The sequence below is a fragment of the Bradyrhizobium sp. HKCCYLRH3099 genome (genome assembly GCF_051167855.1).
Taxonomy (GTDB): Bacteria; Pseudomonadota; Alphaproteobacteria; order Rhizobiales; family Xanthobacteraceae; genus Bradyrhizobium.
The window spans coordinates 318,740-334,690 of the sequence record NZ_JBNPTW010000006.1 but is presented as its reverse complement, the minus strand read 5'-3'; the positions used below and the strand labels follow the sequence as shown (position 1 = coordinate 334,690).

Genomic DNA, 15,951 nt, shown 5'->3' with positions numbered 1-15,951 from the left:
CGCCCCGGAATGACGATGTGGAAAGACCGCGGCCCCACCCACCGCCGTCATGCCCGCGCATGCGGGCATCCAGTACGCCGCGGCTTCTCGGTCGATCACCAATGCGCGGCGTACTGGATCGCCCGGTCCCGTCTTCGCCCGATGGGCTTCGACGCGACTACGCTTGCAAGGGCGCACCGCAGCTTCAGCGAAGGCGGCAAGCCGGGCGACGACGGTGAGCTTGGAGCTAGAGCGGACAGTCAACGCAGGCAGAAGCAAGCCATGCACAGCCCCTGGCACCATCTCCCCCTCACAGCAGCTTCGCGCTCACGAACAGCGTCCGCACCGCGTTGGTCGCCTGCACCGTCATGATTGCATTGTCGGCGGCGGCTTGCAGCGCGGCCATAGCCTGGTCGTGCAGCGACTTGAACTCCATCCACTCGACGGCGTTGAGACTGGTGAGGAACTGATGCGCCTGCCCGACCGTCGAAATCACGACCGGCTTGCCGTTCACCTTGATGTTGAACGTTGTACGCAGACGCGTTTCCGACTTTGCGGGATCAATCATGAAGACCTTCCGGAAGATGCGACCGGCGTTGCCGCCGAGGTCGCGCCGGGGCCAAGCAACAAGCCGTCACTCGGTCTTCTGCGCGGTCCGCGTCGGGGTACCAGCCTCGAGCCCGACGACGACGACGAGTCGGTTGAACTCGCCGTCATCATACGCCTTCAGGAAGCGATCGTAATTCTTGATCGAGACGCAGCCGTTCGAATCGCCCTCCGGACCGAGCATATAGGGGTGGGTCAGAAGGCCGCTGCGGCCGAGGGTCGTGCCCTCGACGACGTTCATGCGCAGGGCGCGCACGCCGTGGAACGGCTTTTCGCGCGGCTTCAGGTCGTAGGTCGCGGGCGGCGTCGCGCCGACCATGCGCTGGTTCACGTGCTCCGGATCGTCGCGCAGGCTGCCCATTCCGGAATGCGCCTCGAGCCCGATGCCCGAGGGCAGATAGACCATCTTGGCCTTGATGTCGTAGACGGCGGTCCTCTCGTAGCCGAGCGCCGCGAGATCGACGCCGGAGCGGACGATACCGGCGTCCGGGCCGAGCGAGGCGAACTTGGTCGGGCTCGGCAGCAGATCCGTCAGCTTCTGCAGGATCGACCGGTCATCGGCGCGCCCCACCGCTTCGGCCGCGCTCGCCGAAACCAGGCTGGTCGGCATGTTCGCAAGCGACGGGCGCGGACGCGGCAGCGGAACGCCGGGGGCAGGCATCGCAACCGTATTGCCTTCCGTCAGCATCGGCCGCCAGTCGGCATTGTTGGGATCGCGCGCATTCGGATCACGCGACTCCATGCCCTTCACCAGCGCGGCACGGGCATCCAGCAACTGACGATCGGTGCCGCGCAGCGCAAAGCGGTCGAGCGCGCGCACCGCGTCCTTTTCGGAATAGGCAGTCGCCGAAGCGGACGCCGGCGCAAACCGGGTTTCGAAGCTGATCGCCGGCGGCGGTGCGGCGGGCGCCGTGGCGGTGGCGACAGACGCCTGCTCGCTGCTCGCACCCACCCATGCGGCTGCGCCCGCGGCGATGGCCAGGGCGGCGAGCACAAGCGCGATCGCTTCGGAGCGCCCGAAGCGGCCACGCGTCAACAGCACCTCTACGCTTGCTTCACTGGAAGCCATCACGTCCCCGATATACCCCCCTTTCGGACCACCCGCGGAGGATGTCCGACCCCAAGGGGTACGATTCGACCCGTCATGACATAGGATGGCAAGAGTGCGGCATAATCTAGACAAAGGCCAGCCCCGATTGATCCCGGACAGCGGCCGGATGGCGCCCGGCAAAACCCGGGGGATGCCGGGGCGCCTCAGCGATTATTTCGATATCTCAACAGGTTGGAGATACCGATGACCGAAGATGCCGCCGACCTTGGCCGATTTGCCGAGGCACAGAGTTCGATTTATTCCCGCGTGACCGCCGAACTTGCGGCCGGACGGAAGCAAAGCCACTGGATGTGGTTCATCTTTCCGCAGGTTGCAGGATTGGGCAGCTCCGCGATGGCGCAGCGCTATGCGATTCAGTCGCGGGCGGAGGCGGAGGCCTATCTGGCCGATGCCGTGCTCGGCAGCCGGCTGGTCGAATGCACCCGTCTCGTCCTCGCCGTGGAAGGCAGATCGCTGCGCGAGATCATGGGCTCGCCCGACGATGTGAAATTCCGTTCCTGCATGACGCTATTCGACTCGGTGCGTCCAAACGCGGAATTCGCAACCGCGCTCGATCGCTACTGCGATGGCGAGCGCGATCCGCAGACCCTGGCCCTTCTGCAACACGGCAGCCCCTAGCGCCGCGCGTCACAGCGGCGTCATCGGTAGCATGCTGATGAGCGACAGCCGCATCCGCCGGATTTCAGGTGATAGCCGGAATGCGAAACTTGATCGCGCCAAGATTTGCGGCTCCCATCCGCCGCATTGATTGTCCCAAGGAGACACGCTCATGAAGAAGTTTTTCCTGATTGCCGCGCTCGCGACCTTCGCCGCCGGTTCCGCCTTCGCCGAGGACAGCTGCGAGACCAAGGCCGTCGGCAAGGACGGCAAGGCGCTGTCCGGCGCGGCCAAGACCTCTTTCATGAAGAAGTGCATGGCCGATGCCTGCGAGGTGAAGGCGGTCGGCTCCGACGGCAAGAAACTCGCCGGCGCTGCCAAGACCAGCTTCATGAAGAAGTGCGAGGCTGGCGGCTGAGAGATCCGCTCGCGACACTGACACCCCGCCGGGACGCCGGCGGGGTGTTTGACAACCATCCCGCAGGTTCCATCGGAGGGAGCGTACCGCAGCCTTCTTTGACATGGTATATTGTCAGCCGAACTCCACATCGAGCTGCTCATGTCCTTCACCACCATCCTGATGTCGACGCCGAACGAGGCCTGTACCGCGTGAGTTCCGTGGAGGCCGACGCGCTCCGCCAGCGCCTGCTGGAGCTTGAAACCGAGAATGCCCGCCTGAAGGCGCGGTTCGCCGCCGACGCCGGCAAGCGCGCCGAAGCCGAAACGGCCCTCGCCGAAAGCGAGGAGCGCTACCGCACGCTGTTCAACTCGATCGATGAAGGCTTCTGCATCATCGAGTTCTTCGACGGCCCGCACGGCCCGCTCAGCGACTACGTCCATGTCGAGGCCAATCCGGCCTATGCGCTGCATGCCGGCATTCCGAACGTTGTCGGGCAGAAGGTGCGCGAGATGGTGCCCGATGAAGCCGACGGCTGGGTTGAGCTGTATGGCGGCGTGTTGCGCACCGGCGAGCCGATCCGGTTCGAGCGCGAGCTGGTCGCGACCGGCCGCTATCTTGAGCTCGCGGCCTTCAGGGTCGAGCCGGCCACGAGGCGGCAGGTCGCGGTGCTGTTCCAGGACATCACAGCGCGCAAGCGCGCCGAGGCCGCGCTGCAGGAGATCAACGACACGCTGGAAGCGCGTGTCGTCGCGGCGCTCGCCGAGCGCAAGCTGCTCGCCGACATCGTCGAGGGCACCAATGCCTTCGTGCAGGTGGTCGACATGCAGTTCCGGCTGATCGCGATCAACGGCGCCGCCACCCAGGAGTTCGAGCGCATCTTCGGCCTGCAGCCGAAAGTCGGCGACGATCTGGTCGCACTGTTCAACGATCAGCCGGAGCATCAGGCCGCCGTCCGTGCCGTGTGGTCACGCGCCCTGGCGGGCGAGGAGTTCGTCGAGATCGCAGAGTTCGGCGACACCCAGCGCGACCGCCGCTTCTACGAATTGCGTTTCTCCGGGCTGCGCGACGCCACCGGACAGCAGATCGGCGCCTATCAGTTCGCCTATGACGTCACCGAGCGTCTGCGCGAGCAGGCGCGGCTGCGGGAGGCCGAGGAGGCGCTGCGCCAGTCGCAGAAGATGGAGGCGGTCGGGCAACTCACCGGCGGCATCGCCCATGACTTCAACAATCTGCTGACCGGCATCATGGGCTCGCTGGAAATGTTGCAGACGCGGATGCGGCAAGGCCGTTTCTCCGAGGTCGACCGCTATGTCGCCGCCGCCCAGGGCGCCTCGAAGCGCGCGGCGTCCTTGACGCACCGCCTGCTGGCGTTCTCGCGCCGCCAGACGCTCGATCCCAAGCCCACCGACGTCAACCGGCTGGTGATGGGTATGGAGGAACTGGTCCGCCGCACCGTCGGCCCGCAGATCCATCTCGAAGTGGTGACCGCCGGCGGTCTCTGGCCGGCCTTGATCGACTCCTCGCAACTCGAAAGCGCCCTGCTCAATCTCTGCATCAATGCTCGCGACGCGATGCCCGAGGGCGGCCGCATCACGATCGAGACCGCCAACAAATGGCTCGACGACCGTGCTGCGCGCGAGCGCGACCTGCCGCCCGGCCAATACATCTCTCTCTGCGTCACCGATACCGGCACCGGCATGACGCCCGACGTGATCGAGCACGCCTTCGATCCGTTCTTCACGACCAAGCCGATCGGCCAGGGCACGGGCCTTGGCCTGTCGATGGTCTACGGCTTCGTGCGCCAGTCCGGGGGACAGGTCCGGATCTATTCCGAGATCGGCCATGGCACCACGATGTGTCTCTATTTCCCGCGCCACTATGTCGGCGAGGCGGAAGCCGCCGATTCCGCGCACACGAGTGCGGGGACGTCGGCGCGAACCGGGCAGACGATTCTCGTCGTGGATGACGAGCCGACGGTGCGCATGCTGGTGATGGAGGTGCTCGACGAGCGCGGCTATGCCGTGATCGAGGCCAAGGACGGGCCGACCGGACTGGCCGCGCTGCAGTCGAATGCGCAGATCGATCTGCTGGTGACCGATGTGGGCCTGCCCGGCGGCATGAACGGCCGCCAGCTCGCCGACGCCGCGCGCGCGACGCGGCCGGACCTCAAGGTGCTGTTCATCACCGGCTATGCCGAGAATGCGATCCTCGGCAGCGGCCAGCTTGCGCCGGGCATGCAGGTGCTGACCAAGCCGTTCGATGTCGAGGCGCTGGCAGGACGCGTCAGGGAGATGCTGGAGAGCTGAAGATGGAGAGATGTCACCGATGATCCCGCTCTGGCGGCATGCGGCCGTTGCAGGACTTAGCCTGTTGGCGCTGTTGCTATCGCGATCGGCATTCGCCGCGGCGCCGGAGACGGTCTACTTTACCAGCGGCGACGGCACTGAGCTGACGGGCTATCTGTTCAAGCCGGCGGGCAAGGGTCCCTTCCCTGCGATCGTCATGCTGCATGGACGCGGCGGCCCCTACTCGTCGAACGTCAACAAGGATTGCTCGCTCGTCGCCCGCACCGCACCGGCTTCGCCCTGCAATGCCGGCTCGCTGTCGAAGCGACACATGATGTGGGGCAACTACTGGGCGGAGCGCGGCTACGTGGCGCTGCTGCCCGACAGTTTCGGACCGCGCGGCAAGGCGCACGGCTTCGGCCGTCACACCCATGACGATGCCGACCGCGACGATGTCAATGAACGGACGGTGCGGCCGCTCGACGCCGAGGGCGCCCTGGCCTATCTGCGCCAGCGCGGTGACGTCACGCAGAGCCGCATCCTGCTGCAGGGCTGGTCCAACGGCGGCAGCACCAGTCTGAACGTGTTGTTCCGCCAGGGCACGCAGACAGCAGGTTTTCGCGGCGCGCTGGTGTTCTACCCCGGCTGCGGCGACAAATCGCTGCTCGGCCCGACGCTCACCTCGCGCGTGCCGATCCAGCTGTTTCTCGCGGCCGACGACGAGGAGGTGTCACCGACGCTGTGCAGCGCGATGGCCGATCGGTCCCGGCAAGCCGGCACGACGATCGATGTCACGATCTACCCCGGCGCGACGCACGGCTTCGATGAACCGTCCGCCAGCCGGCAATCCGTCCCAGGCAATCGCCCGGCGATGGACGACACGCTCAGGCGCGCCGCGTCGCTTGCCTCCGAATGGCTGAAACAATGACCCACGGCCGGGCCCTCAGCTCCGCAAGCCGGGCGCCTCGTGACCGCTGCGGGCAACATATTCGGTGTAGCCGCCGCCATATTGATGCAACCCGTCGGGCGTCAGCTCCAGCACGCGATTGGACAGCGCCGCGAGGAAGTGGCGATCATGCGAGACGAACAGCATGGTGCCCTCGAAGTTCGACAGCGCGGCGATCAGCATCTCCTTGGTCGCCATGTCCAGATGGTTGGTCGGCTCGTCCAGCACCAGGAAGTTCGGCGGATCATAGAGCATCTTGGCCATCACCAGCCGCGCCTTCTCGCCGCCCGACAGCACCCGGCAGCGCTTCTCGACGTCATCGCCGGAGAAGCCGAAGCAGCCGGCGAGCGCGCGCAGCGAGCCCTGGCCGGCCTGCGGGAACGAATGTTCGAGCGACTCGAACACGGTGTCCTCGCCGTCGAGAAGGTCCATCGCATGCTGTGCGAAGTAGCCCATCTTGACGCTGCCGCCGATCGTCACCGATCCGTCGTCGGGCTCGGCGGTGCCGGTGACGAGCTTGAGCAAGGTCGATTTGCCGGCGCCGTTGACGCCCATCACGCACCAGCGCTCGCGGCGGCGGATCGTGAAATCCAGCCCCTCATAGATGCGGCGGCTGCCATAGCTCTTGGAGACCTTCTTCAGCGCCACCACGTCCTCGCCCGACCGCGGTGCCGGCAGGAAGTCGAACGCCACGGTTTGCCGTCGCTTCGGCGGCTCGACGCGCTCGATCTTGTCGAGCTTCTTGACCCGGCTCTGCACCTGGGCCGCGTGCGACGCCCGCGCCTTGAAGCGCTCGATGAACTTGATCTCCTTGGCGAGCATCGCCTGCTGGCGCTCATACTGCGCCTGCTGCTGCTTCTCGTTCAGCGCCCGCTGCTGCTCGTAGAAGTCATAGTCGCCGGAATAGGTCGTGAGCTGGCCGGCGTCGATCTCGATGACCTTGTTGATGATGCGGTTGATGAACTCGCGATCGTGCGAGGTCATCAGCAGCGCGCCCTCGTAACCCTTAAGAAAGTGCTCCAGCCAGATCAGGCTTTCGAGATCGAGATGGTTCGACGGCTCGTCGAGCAGCATGACATCGGGACGCATCAGCAGGATGCGGGCCAGCGCGACGCGCATCTTCCAGCCGCCGGACAAGAGGCCGACGTCCTTGTCCATCATCTCCTCGGAGAAGCCGAGGCCGGCCAGCGCCTCGCGGGCGCGGCTGTCCAGCGCGTAGCCGTCGAGCTCCTCGAACCGCGCCAGCACCTCGCCATAGCGCGCGATGATCTCGTCCATCTCGTCGGCACGCTCGGGATCGGCCATCGCCGCCTCGAGCTCCTTGAGCTCGGCGGCGACCGACGATACCGGCCCTGCCCCGTCCATCACCTCGGCCACGGCGCTGCGGCCGGACATCTCGCCGACGTCCTGATTGAAATAGCCGATCGAGATGCCGCGATCGGTCGACACCTGGCCCTCATCCGGCTGGTCGCGGCCCGAGATCATCCGGAACAGCGTCGACTTGCCGGCGCCGTTGGGGCCGACCAGCCCGATCTTCTCGCCGCGCTGGAGCGCGGCGGACGCTTCGATGAACAGGATCTGGTGGCCGACTTGCTTGCTGATGTTATCGAGGCGGATCATGTGGGCTCAGGCGGTGGACGGGTTGCCGCCGCTCTTAGTCGATGCGCGCCGCCGGTGGAAGGCGCAATTTTGCACCGCAACCGGCGCCCCCGTCTGCCCCGGTCAGCGGCCCTGTGGCCGGAAATCCTGGTTGCCGAACGGCTTGTCGGTCGGGATCCGGATCGCGACGAAACCGCGATCCATCGTGGCGTGGCAGGCATTGCAGCCCGATGTCAGCTCGGTCACGGCGGAGGCGAAGCGCTTGCCGTCCTTGGCGGCGATCGCGTCCGAAATCGACTGGATCGGCTGGCTCAGGGTCGTCACGTTGTTCACCGGCAGACCCGTATAGAAGATCGCCGCATCGGTGAGGCTTTGCTTCAACTGGGCCAGCTCATAGCCGGCCAGATCCCAGTTCTTGGCTTGGCCGGCGAACCACAGCTTGGCGTGCCTGACCTGCACCAGATTCATGATGTCGCCGAGACGCGGCAGATATTGGTCTGCACTGGAGCGCGATGGCACCGCCGCGAGCGACACGATCGAACAGGCCAGCGCCACGCCTGCAGCCCACTTGCGATACGTCATTCGATCCCTCGCTTCCCAGATCCGAACCACTGCGATCCGAGATGGACATACCGCCGTCCCAGCGCACGGGACTTGCGATTGATCAAGGGCGGCCATACCGGCTTGGCCTCGGCCGACCGACCTCCAAAACGAATGATCCGCCGGAGCGGCTGCTCCGGCGGATCATCACGTCAGCCCCGGCCCCGGGGTATGATGTTCGGCGTCTTAGGCTGCGGCTTTCGCGCCGGTCGGAACCGTCGCGATCGTCTTCAGGACCTGAGACGCGATCTGGTAGGGGTCGCCCTGCGAGTTCGGACGGCGGTCTTCCAGATAGCCCTTATAGGCGTTGTTCACGAACGAATGCGGCACGCGGATCGAGGCGCCACGGTCGGCCACACCCCAGCTGAAGGTGTCGATCGAAGCGGTCTCGTGCTTGCCGGTCAGACGCATGTGGTTGTCCGGACCGTACACGGCGATGTGGTCGGCGCGGGCCTCCTTGAAGGCGTCCATCAGCTTCTCGAAGTACTCCTTGCCGCCGACTTCGCGCATGTGCTTGGTCGAGAAGTTGCAGTGCATGCCCGAGCCGTTCCAGTCGGTGTCGCCGAGCGGCTTGCAGTGGAACTCGATGTCGATGCCGTACTTCTCGGTCAGGCGCAGCATCAGGTAGCGGGCCATCCACATCTGGTCGGCGGCCGTACGCGAGCCCTTGCCGAACACCTGGAATTCCCACTGGCCCTTCGCCACCTCGGCATTGATGCCTTCGTGGTTGATGCCGGCCGCGAGGCAGAGGTCGAGATGCTCTTCGACGATCTTGCGGGCGACGTCGCCGACATTCTTGAAGCCGACGCCGGTGTAGTACGGACCCTGCGGAGCCGGATAGCCGTACTCGGGGAAGCCGAGGGGACGGCCGTCCTTGTAGAAGAAGTACTCCTGCTCGAAGCCGAACCATGCATCCGGATCGTCCAGGATGGTGGCGCGGGCGTTCGACGGATGCGGGGTCTTGCCGTCCGGCATCATGACTTCGCACATCACCAGCACGCCATTGGTGCGGGCGGCGTCGGGATACACGGCGACCGGCTTCAGCACGCAGTCGGAGCTATGGCCTTCGGCCTGCATCGTCGACGAGCCGTCGAAGCCCCAAAGAGGCAGCTGTTCCAGGGTCGGGAAAGAGGAAAATTCCTTGATCTGTGTCTTGCCGCGCAAATTCGGCACCGGCTTGTAGCCGTCGAGCCAGATGTACTCGAGCTTGTATTTCGTCATTGAGCCTCTCTGTCTTATCGAAAGGTGGGAGCCCAGCAATCGAAGGCTCCCCGCTTACCCGGCCACGATCGGCCAGCGCACTCTTAAGCACGGAACGTGCCAACTGCCGCGACCTCCCGCCGCAGGCAAGGCGCGCAATCCCGGCCCCCCACGGCCCTACCGGCACACTCACAGGGTGCGGCAAAGCGGCGCGCCCGGGATTGCACGGAGCGCATGGCGACGGAACGGTGTTGTCAAAAACCCGCTTGATTCCTTGGCATTGCGGCGGCGCGAAAAACGCCGCGAACAAGGCGTCAGCAGTTCCTCGACATTTTTGAAAAGATTACCGCCAATCCTCGCAACCTTCAGTCCGGCTCAAGGGTTAGTCAGGTGCCCGTTGCTTTGCAGGAGGCAAATCCATGAATGCCTCAGAAATGCGCAAAATGTGATTTCGTTTTCATCATATTGCATTCCCCGGGGCAGCCGCCGATATCGCAAGTGGTAACCACAAGAGAACGAGTCGGGCGCACCATCATCATGGCCCGATGGGAAGGAGACTTGGAGAATGGACACCAATGTGAACGAGGGATCCGCACGGATCTATCAATTTCCGCGAGGAGGGCGGGCCGGTGTTGCGCCCCGCTCACCCGGGGTAACGTCTGCGCGGACGGTTGCGCCGTCAATCCAACCGACGATCTACAGCGGCAGCTGGTATCACGACGAGGCCATCCAGGAAGCCAAGCCGGCATGGGATCGCTAATGTCAGGCTGTACGTTGACGCAATGGCGCCACTGCTGAAGGGCCGCACCGATGAGGTTGCGGCCCTTTGCTTTTTTGATCCTGTCCGGATGTGCTACAGCCGCTCGCAGACGGCCGCGGGCCGCCGCGCATGCCGGATCATGGTCCGGCCGTCGCGGGTCAGGATCAACGTGACACCGCCGCCCGCATAACGTTGGCCCGACACGGCCATTCTGCGCGCCAGCGTCACCTCGCCGCCGTCGATCTGCATGAAGGCCCGGGCATCGTAAGGATAGAAGCCGACGATGAATCGCGTGCCGTCGGCGCAGCCATAGCTCGTGACAGACTGCGCGACCGCAGGGACCGCAGCGCCCGCGATCGCTGCGAACGACACGGCTGTGGTCATGATCCACTTCATCGAGCCCCCTGCTCTCTGATACGCATGCGCTTCCCCGCTGAAAACAGCGCGCACGAACTTTCGCACAGGAAGCCTGCGTGTCATAGACTACCGGAATGTCCGATCCTCAGCCCCGCCATCTCGGCCTTCACGGCGCCAGCAACTTCAGAGATCTGGGCGGGTATCCAAGCCGCGCTGGCGGGCATGTGCGCTGGCGGCAGCTGTTTCGGTCGAACCATCTCGGCCAATTGACGGAGACCGACATCGCAGCCGTGCGCGGGCTCGGCATCCGCACGGCCTTCGACTTCCGTGGGCGCGACGAGCGTTTGGCCGGCGTCTGCGCGCTTGACGAGATCAGCGTGCGCTCCGTGCCGATCGAGCCGAGCGTCGTTCCCGCCTTGCGGGCGCGGGCAGCGGCCGGGCAGCTCACGGCCGAGGCTGCCTTGGACCTCATGCGGGAGTCGTATCGCAACTACATCCGCAGCTACACGCCCCGCTTCCGCGCGCTGTTCGATCATCTCATCCAGGACGACGCTCCCCTGGTGATCCATTGTACAGCTGGCAAGGACCGCACGGGCGTCGCGTGTGCGCTCATCCTGCAGGCGCTCGACGTCCCCCACGAGATCATTCTGCAGGACTACCTGCTGACCAACGAATTGTATCGCCGCGAGGGCGTGGCCCACCCTGACTTTCCCGTCGCGGTCTTCCAGGCGATCGGAACGGTGCAGGCCTCGTTCCTGGAGGCGGCATTCGACACCATGCGCGACGATTTCGGTGACATCGACACCTATCTGCGTGATGGGCTCGGTCTCGACGATCCGGCGCGCGCGGCGTTGCGGGAGCGCTACCTTACGGCATGAGGCGCCCTTTCAATCAGGCAGCTTGGCGCGCTCAACTGTCACGATGCGCGCCGCAGCGGCGGACTTGACGGTCCTGATCGTCATCTCCACCCGGAAGCCTAGCGACGGCTTCGCGCTCTTTGGGATGAACAACATCGCCGCGAAGCTGAGATGCCCGTCGGCGCCGAGCTTCACCGGCAGATCCTCCCGAATCCGAAACACACGGCTCTTGTCGGATGTTTGCGGGCTCCTGGCGCGGACAGCGCCTTCTGTCAGATCGTGAAGGTCGAGCGCGACGACCGACGAATCGCTGATCGCGTAGAACCGGAACGAGTCGGTTTGCCAGCGGCTGTTCGCGACTTCGACCACCGCTCGGCTGTCCGGCGACCAGGCCGCAACCAGGTCGTAGCGGTTCGCCCGCATTTCGCCGGTCGCCCAATAGGCGCCCCCGAGCCGGCCGAGAACGTCGCCCTCCGGCAGTTTGATCAGCACATTCTCCACGTCGCCGGGCGGCTCGGCCTGGCCCGACGGCAGTCCGGCTGACGTTCGCCAGCCGAAACCGAACTTGCGCGACGGAGCGATGGTATCAGGGAAGACCCGAATGACATCCCTGCCCTCGCCGCAGATGAAGCTGCGCGACTGATCAGGAACGCAGGCTGCCCCAGCGGCGAGACATGACAAGAGTGTCTGGAGGGCAGCGGCGATGAGAGTGGCGAGGCGGCGCATGGCTCAGCATGTTAGCTGCAGGGCCCATGGGGCGCACGCCGGACTTTTGCGGTCTTGCAACTGCTGTATTCGCTGAAGGACGAGCGAGCGGTGGTCAGACGCGCTCGCGCGCGTCGATCAAGCCGCCTCGATGTCGGCCGTTTCGGCAGCTTCCATGGCATCGAGATCGGCAATCACTTCCTCGAAGGCGGAAATCGCCTGTTGCACGGCCGCAATCTGCATCAGCTCCCAGCCGGTGACCGGACCCGCACGGTTCTGCAAGGCCACCACGAGATCGCGACGCTGCTCCTTCAACTGCACCAGCGGCAAACCATGGTCCGGCAGATGTCTCATCATGACAAAGCTCCAACGCCCCTCAAGCGGCACAGCGTCAGGCTAGCCGTCCACGCTGGCGATCCACTTACGAAAGTCCGGAAAATTTTAGCGATCAGGCCAGCGGCGCTGGCGTCGCCATGATGGCACGGGCCAGAATCAAGCTGATCTTCGCCGTGGCCGCTTCGCTCAGATGAAGGCGATCGTCGTGCCCGTCGTCGAGCGCCGACAGTGGAATCTTGCCGGTCTTGTGCCAGCCCTTCATCAGGTCCCAGCGCCGGAAGAGATTGACCTTGGCAGCCGACGTAACCTTTTCTATCCGCCGCTGGATCTCCTCGGCCCGGTCGAGGCGGTTCTGATAGGTCACGATCGCTGCCGTGTATTGCAGGTCCATGACGATGACCTCGACGGATAGCCCGGCCAACCATTGCAGGCCACGCCGCAACGCCGCCTCGACGGCATCGGGACTGTAGACCTCAGGCCGATAGGCCGCATTGGTGCCGACCTGCCAGATGACGAGGGAAGGATTCTCGGCGATCACGTCATTTTCGAAGCGCGACAGTTCCTCGGGAGACTCCTGTCCGCCGATGCCGCGATTGACCACGTCGATCATGCAGCCGAAGTTTGCCTTGCGCAGCGACTGCTCGAGACGGGCCGGAAATGCGACGATGTCATTTGTGCCAGCCGTGGACGACGAACCCAGCGCCACGATCCGGGTCTTGCGCCTGATCTCCAGACTTTGCCGGAAATGTCTGATCGAATGAGGGAAAGTAATAAAAACGTCGGGAAAATCGATGTCTTGTGCCGCGGTCATGGTCACCCCTGGCAAACCACGCTCTCTGATTGCAATTCCATGCCGCGTCCGCGCAGCCATTGCAACTCGTCGGCTTGCCAATAGTATTAGACGGTGGCGCTGCGGGGCGTGTGAACGGGGACCAGGGACGGAATGAACGGAGCAGTGATTGTCATTACCGGTGCGCAAGGAGCGCTCGGGCGCAGCGTTGCCGACCTCGCGCTGGCGCGCGGCGCGCATGTGGCCGGGATCGATCACGCGCAGGCTGAAATTCCGGCAAGCGACGACCGCATCGAACTGGGAGGCGTCGATCTATCCGATCCGGACCAAGCCAAGGTCGCCATCGACTCCGTGGCCGCCCATTTCGGCACGCTGGACGCCCTGATCAACATCGCCGGCGCCTTTGCATTCGAGACCACCGCCGAGGGCGACGACAGCGTCTGGGACAAGATGCATGCACGCAACCTGATGACCGCGCTGCACGCCTCCCGCGCCGCCATTCCGCATCTGGTGCGCTCCAATACGGGACGCATCGTCAACATCGGCGCGATGGGCGCGCTGCAGGCCGGCGCCGGCATGGGTCCTTATGCTGCCTCCAAGTCGGGCGTGCATCGGCTGACCGAGGCGCTGGCTGCCGAATGGAAGGGCAAGATCACCGTCAACGCGGTGCTGCCCTCGACGATCGATACGCCGGCCAACCGCGCCAGCATGCCGAAGGCCGATTTCGACAAATGGGTGACACCGCAGGAACTCGCGGAGGTCATTTTGTTCCTGGCCAGTGACGCCGCAAGCGGCGTGACCGGCGCGCTGATACCGGTGGTTGGCCGGGTATAGAGCCGGCGCGTCACATCGAATACTGGACGCTGACACGACGAGTCTCGCCGGGCTAGACTCGCGCGCGCTGAGTCGCACTCATGGACCGCCCTTGGAAACCGCGCTCTACCTCCCCGTCAAACGCTTCCTCGAAAACCTTGGCTTCCTGGTCAAGGGCGAGGTCGGCGGCTGCGACGTCGTCGGGCTGAAGGGCGATGATCCGCCGGTGGTCGTGATCTGCGAGCTGAAGCAGGCCTTCAACCTCGAACTGCTGCTTCAGGCGGTCGATCGTGCCGGCGCCTGCGACGAGGTCTGGGTCGCGGCCAATCTGTCCGCGCGCGGCAAGGGCCGGGAAAGCGACGCGCGTTATCGCAACCTGTGCCGCCGCCTCGGCTTCGGCATGCTGGCCGTCACCTCAGCGGGCCAAGTCGAGGTTCTGGTCCCGCCGCCCACGACAGCGCCGCGCAAGAACCCGAAGAAGCGCTCGCGTCTGGTGATCGAGCATCAGCGCCGCAAGGGCGACCCCGTCGCCGGCGGCTCGACGCGCGCGCCGATCATGACCGCATACCGCCAGCAGGCGCTGGCCTGCGCTTCGGCGCTCTCCGATGGACCGAAGCGCATCAAGGATTTGCGCGCCGACATTCCGGACGCATCGAAGATCCTTCAGCGCAACGTCTATGGCTGGTTCGATCGCGCCGAGCGCGGCGTCTACGGTCTAACGAAAGCCGGGCACGCGGCCTTGCGCCGGTGGCCTCAGGATATCCACATGACCAAGGCAGCGTTGCCGGATCGCGACATGGTGAATGCATAGCTGGGCTGCCCAGCCGATTTTATATTGCAATGCAACAATGCTGCTTCTAGGTATCCCGGACGATTCACGAGGCCACCATGAGCGAAGATTGGAACACCAAGTACGGTACGCGTCGCGTCAGGCGTGATCCCCCGACTTTGGAGGAGGCGATCTTCGCGGCGTCAGGCATCACCGACGACGTCCAGGCCCAGGCCGAGATCGCCTCGGCGCTGATGGGGATGCCGCTCGAGCAGGTGCTGCCCGAGGTCAAGAAGGCGAGCCGCGTCGCCGCGCGCACCAACACCCGCGTCATCACCGCCGATCAGGGCACGCAGCAGCGCGCCGTGGTGGTGGAGCGCCGCACGGTGCGCCGCTTCAACTTCGACAAGCGCACCGGCACCTGAGGCGCTTGCGCGCACAGCTCACCGGCGCGCGCATTCGTTTCATCCGCCCTGCTTTATCAAACGACAAAAGCGCGACAGCCATGAAGCTGCCGCGCTTTTTATGTCGCCGAACCGTTCAGATCAAGCGGCGCGCTTGTCGTACATGCGCGTCATCAGCTTCCAGCAGGCGCGGTTCAGGTTGAAGAACGCGCGGGCCGCGGCGATCGGCGTGTCGATGACGAGCTTCGTCAGTTCGTCCTGCGGTTGCTCGGTGAGATCGATCGTACCGGTCGACTCGCCATGGCGGAATGCGAGATGCGCGCCGAACTTCAGCGCCAGCGCACGCATGGCGTGGTTCTGCGATCCCGTCGTTACGCGCAGCTTGCGATATCCCTTCCAGCGCGCTTCCGAAATCACGCGCTGAAACAGCAGGCTGCCGACACCGCGCCGGCGCACGCACGACTCCACGCTGAACGCGATCTCCGGAAGCCCGTCCTCGGACTGCTCCGGCGGATGCAATTCGGCCGCGCCGCGCACCATGCCGTTTTCCATGTAGGCGACGACGATGGTGCCGTCAGCCGCACAACGGGCCGCGTAGCGTTCGATGAAACTGTCATCGAGGAAGCCGTTGAAACGATCATGCCGGCTTTCTGAATCGAGCCGCAACAGATGATCGCGCAGCAGCGGCAGTTCCTCGTGCTGGCTGAGCGTCCGCACATAGCCGAAGCCCGGCCGGGGACGAAAAGTATCTACCTGTGACACTGCCAAAGACTCCTCTTCGAAGCCCTCCCGCACAGACGTCTTTCCCTAGACAGGGGCTATATTGTGCATCGCAGC

The 15,951-nt window shown here is 64.9% G+C and carries 19 protein-coding genes; 9 read left to right on the top strand and 10 right to left on the bottom strand.

Going from position 1 to position 15,951, the window contains the following annotated elements; genetic code table 11:
- Positions 1–289: 289 nt before the first annotated feature.
- Entirely contained in the window at positions 290–547 is a 258-nt protein-coding gene (locus tag ACQR1Y_RS15800) for a hypothetical protein (RefSeq protein ID WP_434875839.1), read from the bottom strand.
- A 66-nt stretch (positions 548–613) separates the two neighbouring features.
- Positions 614–1,654, bottom strand: coding sequence for a DUF2778 domain-containing protein (locus ACQR1Y_RS15795; protein WP_434861306.1), 1,041 nt, complete (start codon positions 1,652–1,654; stop codon positions 614–616).
- A gap of 225 nt (positions 1,655–1,879) precedes the next feature.
- Between ACQR1Y_RS15795 and ACQR1Y_RS15790 the strand changes: the two genes are divergently transcribed.
- The 4 genes from ACQR1Y_RS15790 (at position 1,880) to ACQR1Y_RS15775 (ending at position 5,906) form a co-directional block, all read left to right on the top strand.
- Entirely contained in the window at positions 1,880–2,314 is a 435-nt protein-coding gene (locus ACQR1Y_RS15790; protein ID WP_434875838.1) for a DUF1810 domain-containing protein, read from the top strand.
- A 151-nt stretch (positions 2,315–2,465) separates the two neighbouring features.
- Positions 2,466–2,711: a hypothetical protein gene (locus ACQR1Y_RS15785; RefSeq protein ID WP_434861304.1), complete on the top strand. Its 246-nt coding sequence runs from the start codon at positions 2,466–2,468 to the stop codon at positions 2,709–2,711.
- Positions 2,712–2,902: 191 nt separating this feature from the next.
- Positions 2,903–4,999 (top strand): PAS domain-containing protein, encoded by a 2,097-nt coding sequence (locus tag ACQR1Y_RS15780; RefSeq protein ID WP_434875837.1) that lies wholly within the window; start codon positions 2,903–2,905, stop codon positions 4,997–4,999.
- A gap of 10 nt (positions 5,000–5,009) precedes the next feature.
- Positions 5,010–5,906 carry a dienelactone hydrolase family protein gene (locus tag ACQR1Y_RS15775; RefSeq protein ID WP_434875836.1) on the top strand — a complete coding sequence of 299 codons (897 nt, stop codon included), beginning with the start codon at positions 5,010–5,012 and terminating at the stop codon, positions 5,904–5,906.
- A gap of 15 nt (positions 5,907–5,921) precedes the next feature.
- Here the strand turns inward: ACQR1Y_RS15775 and abc-f are convergent, their stop codons facing one another.
- The 3 genes from abc-f to ACQR1Y_RS15760 all read right to left on the bottom strand — a co-directional run bounded on the left by abc-f (position 5,922) and on the right by ACQR1Y_RS15760 (position 9,344).
- Complete coding sequence (gene abc-f / locus ACQR1Y_RS15770; protein ID WP_434875835.1) at positions 5,922–7,544, bottom strand: ribosomal protection-like ABC-F family protein; 1,623 nt, start codon at positions 7,542–7,544, stop codon at positions 5,922–5,924.
- A gap of 102 nt (positions 7,545–7,646) precedes the next feature.
- On the bottom strand, positions 7,647–8,105 hold the full coding sequence (locus tag ACQR1Y_RS15765; RefSeq protein WP_434861300.1) for a hypothetical protein: 459 nt from the start codon (positions 8,103–8,105) through the stop codon (positions 7,647–7,649).
- Positions 8,106–8,309: 204 nt separating this feature from the next.
- Positions 8,310–9,344: a glutamine synthetase beta-grasp domain-containing protein gene (locus tag ACQR1Y_RS15760; protein ID WP_434875834.1), complete on the bottom strand. Its 1,035-nt coding sequence runs from the start codon at positions 9,342–9,344 to the stop codon at positions 8,310–8,312.
- A 544-nt stretch (positions 9,345–9,888) separates the two neighbouring features.
- Between ACQR1Y_RS15760 and ACQR1Y_RS15755 the strand changes: the two genes are divergently transcribed.
- On the top strand, positions 9,889–10,083 hold the full coding sequence (locus ACQR1Y_RS15755; RefSeq protein ID WP_434861298.1) for a DUF2735 domain-containing protein: 195 nt from the start codon (positions 9,889–9,891) through the stop codon (positions 10,081–10,083).
- A gap of 93 nt (positions 10,084–10,176) precedes the next feature.
- Here ACQR1Y_RS15755 and ACQR1Y_RS15750 read toward each other — a convergent pair whose 3' ends face one another.
- On the bottom strand, positions 10,177–10,467 hold the full coding sequence (locus ACQR1Y_RS15750) for an MliC family protein (protein WP_434861297.1): 291 nt from the start codon (positions 10,465–10,467) through the stop codon (positions 10,177–10,179).
- A 107-nt stretch (positions 10,468–10,574) separates the two neighbouring features.
- Here ACQR1Y_RS15750 and ACQR1Y_RS15745 point away from each other — a divergent pair, with 107 nt between their 5' ends.
- The gene (locus ACQR1Y_RS15745; protein ID WP_434875833.1) at positions 10,575–11,318 is read left to right on the top strand and encodes a tyrosine-protein phosphatase; all 744 of its coding nucleotides are present in this window, start codon (positions 10,575–10,577) and stop codon (positions 11,316–11,318) included.
- Between the two features lie 9 nt (positions 11,319–11,327).
- On the opposite strand, the gene ACQR1Y_RS15740 is transcribed toward ACQR1Y_RS15745, so the two are convergent.
- From ACQR1Y_RS15740 to ACQR1Y_RS15730, 3 genes are all read right to left on the bottom strand, one after another.
- The gene (locus tag ACQR1Y_RS15740) at positions 11,328–12,023 is read right to left on the bottom strand and encodes a hypothetical protein (protein ID WP_434875832.1); all 696 of its coding nucleotides are present in this window, start codon (positions 12,021–12,023) and stop codon (positions 11,328–11,330) included.
- A gap of 117 nt (positions 12,024–12,140) precedes the next feature.
- Entirely contained in the window at positions 12,141–12,359 is a 219-nt protein-coding gene (locus tag ACQR1Y_RS15735) for a hypothetical protein (protein WP_012044361.1), read from the bottom strand.
- A gap of 91 nt (positions 12,360–12,450) precedes the next feature.
- Positions 12,451–13,149, bottom strand: coding sequence for an SGNH/GDSL hydrolase family protein (locus tag ACQR1Y_RS15730; protein WP_434875831.1), 699 nt, complete (start codon positions 13,147–13,149; stop codon positions 12,451–12,453).
- Between the two features lie 132 nt (positions 13,150–13,281).
- Between ACQR1Y_RS15730 and ACQR1Y_RS15725 the strand changes: the two genes are divergently transcribed.
- The 3 genes from ACQR1Y_RS15725 to ACQR1Y_RS15715 all read left to right on the top strand — a co-directional run bounded on the left by ACQR1Y_RS15725 (position 13,282) and on the right by ACQR1Y_RS15715 (position 15,135).
- A complete protein-coding gene (locus tag ACQR1Y_RS15725; protein ID WP_434861293.1) occupies positions 13,282–13,962 on the top strand; it encodes an SDR family oxidoreductase in 681 nt (226 codons plus the stop codon).
- 91 nt (positions 13,963–14,053) lie between these two features.
- Complete coding sequence (locus tag ACQR1Y_RS15720; protein ID WP_434875830.1) at positions 14,054–14,752, top strand: DUF2161 domain-containing phosphodiesterase; 699 nt, start codon at positions 14,054–14,056, stop codon at positions 14,750–14,752.
- A gap of 77 nt (positions 14,753–14,829) precedes the next feature.
- A complete protein-coding gene (locus ACQR1Y_RS15715) occupies positions 14,830–15,135 on the top strand; it encodes a hypothetical protein (protein ID WP_434861291.1) in 306 nt (101 codons plus the stop codon).
- A 120-nt stretch (positions 15,136–15,255) separates the two neighbouring features.
- Here ACQR1Y_RS15715 and ACQR1Y_RS15710 read toward each other — a convergent pair whose 3' ends face one another.
- Positions 15,256–15,909: a GNAT family N-acetyltransferase gene (locus tag ACQR1Y_RS15710; RefSeq protein WP_434861290.1), complete on the bottom strand. Its 654-nt coding sequence runs from the start codon at positions 15,907–15,909 to the stop codon at positions 15,256–15,258.
- Positions 15,910–15,951 lie beyond the last annotated feature (42 nt).

Bases quoted from the DNA above. Each gene is read 5' to 3' on its own strand.
- ACQR1Y_RS15800 (WP_434875839.1), bottom strand. From the start codon at position 547: ATGATTGATCCCGCAAAGTCGGAAACGCGTCTGCGTACAACGTTCAAC.
- ACQR1Y_RS15795 (WP_434861306.1), bottom strand. From the start codon at position 1,654: ATGGCTTCCAGTGAAGCAAGCGTAGAGGTGCTGTTGACGCGTGGCCGC.
- ACQR1Y_RS15790 (WP_434875838.1), top strand. From the start codon at position 1,880: ATGACCGAAGATGCCGCCGACCTTGGCCGATTTGCCGAGGCACAGAGT.
- ACQR1Y_RS15785 (WP_434861304.1), top strand. From the start codon at position 2,466: ATGAAGAAGTTTTTCCTGATTGCCGCGCTCGCGACCTTCGCCGCCGGT.
- ACQR1Y_RS15775 (WP_434875836.1), top strand. From the start codon at position 5,010: ATGTCACCGATGATCCCGCTCTGGCGGCATGCGGCCGTTGCAGGACTT.
- abc-f (WP_434875835.1), bottom strand. From the start codon at position 7,544: ATGATCCGCCTCGATAACATCAGCAAGCAAGTCGGCCACCAGATCCTG.
- ACQR1Y_RS15765 (WP_434861300.1), bottom strand. From the start codon at position 8,105: ATGACGTATCGCAAGTGGGCTGCAGGCGTGGCGCTGGCCTGTTCGATC.
- ACQR1Y_RS15760 (WP_434875834.1), bottom strand. From the start codon at position 9,344: ATGACGAAATACAAGCTCGAGTACATCTGGCTCGACGGCTACAAGCCG.
- ACQR1Y_RS15755 (WP_434861298.1), top strand. From the start codon at position 9,889: ATGGACACCAATGTGAACGAGGGATCCGCACGGATCTATCAATTTCCG.
- ACQR1Y_RS15750 (WP_434861297.1), bottom strand. From the start codon at position 10,467: ATGACCACAGCCGTGTCGTTCGCAGCGATCGCGGGCGCTGCGGTCCCT.
- ACQR1Y_RS15745 (WP_434875833.1), top strand. From the start codon at position 10,575: ATGTCCGATCCTCAGCCCCGCCATCTCGGCCTTCACGGCGCCAGCAAC.
- ACQR1Y_RS15740 (WP_434875832.1), bottom strand. From the start codon at position 12,023: ATGCGCCGCCTCGCCACTCTCATCGCCGCTGCCCTCCAGACACTCTTG.
- ACQR1Y_RS15735 (WP_012044361.1), bottom strand. From the start codon at position 12,359: ATGATGAGACATCTGCCGGACCATGGTTTGCCGCTGGTGCAGTTGAAG.
- ACQR1Y_RS15730 (WP_434875831.1), bottom strand. From the start codon at position 13,149: ATGACCGCGGCACAAGACATCGATTTTCCCGACGTTTTTATTACTTTC.
- ACQR1Y_RS15725 (WP_434861293.1), top strand. From the start codon at position 13,282: ATGAACGGAGCAGTGATTGTCATTACCGGTGCGCAAGGAGCGCTCGGG.
- ACQR1Y_RS15715 (WP_434861291.1), top strand. From the start codon at position 14,830: ATGAGCGAAGATTGGAACACCAAGTACGGTACGCGTCGCGTCAGGCGT.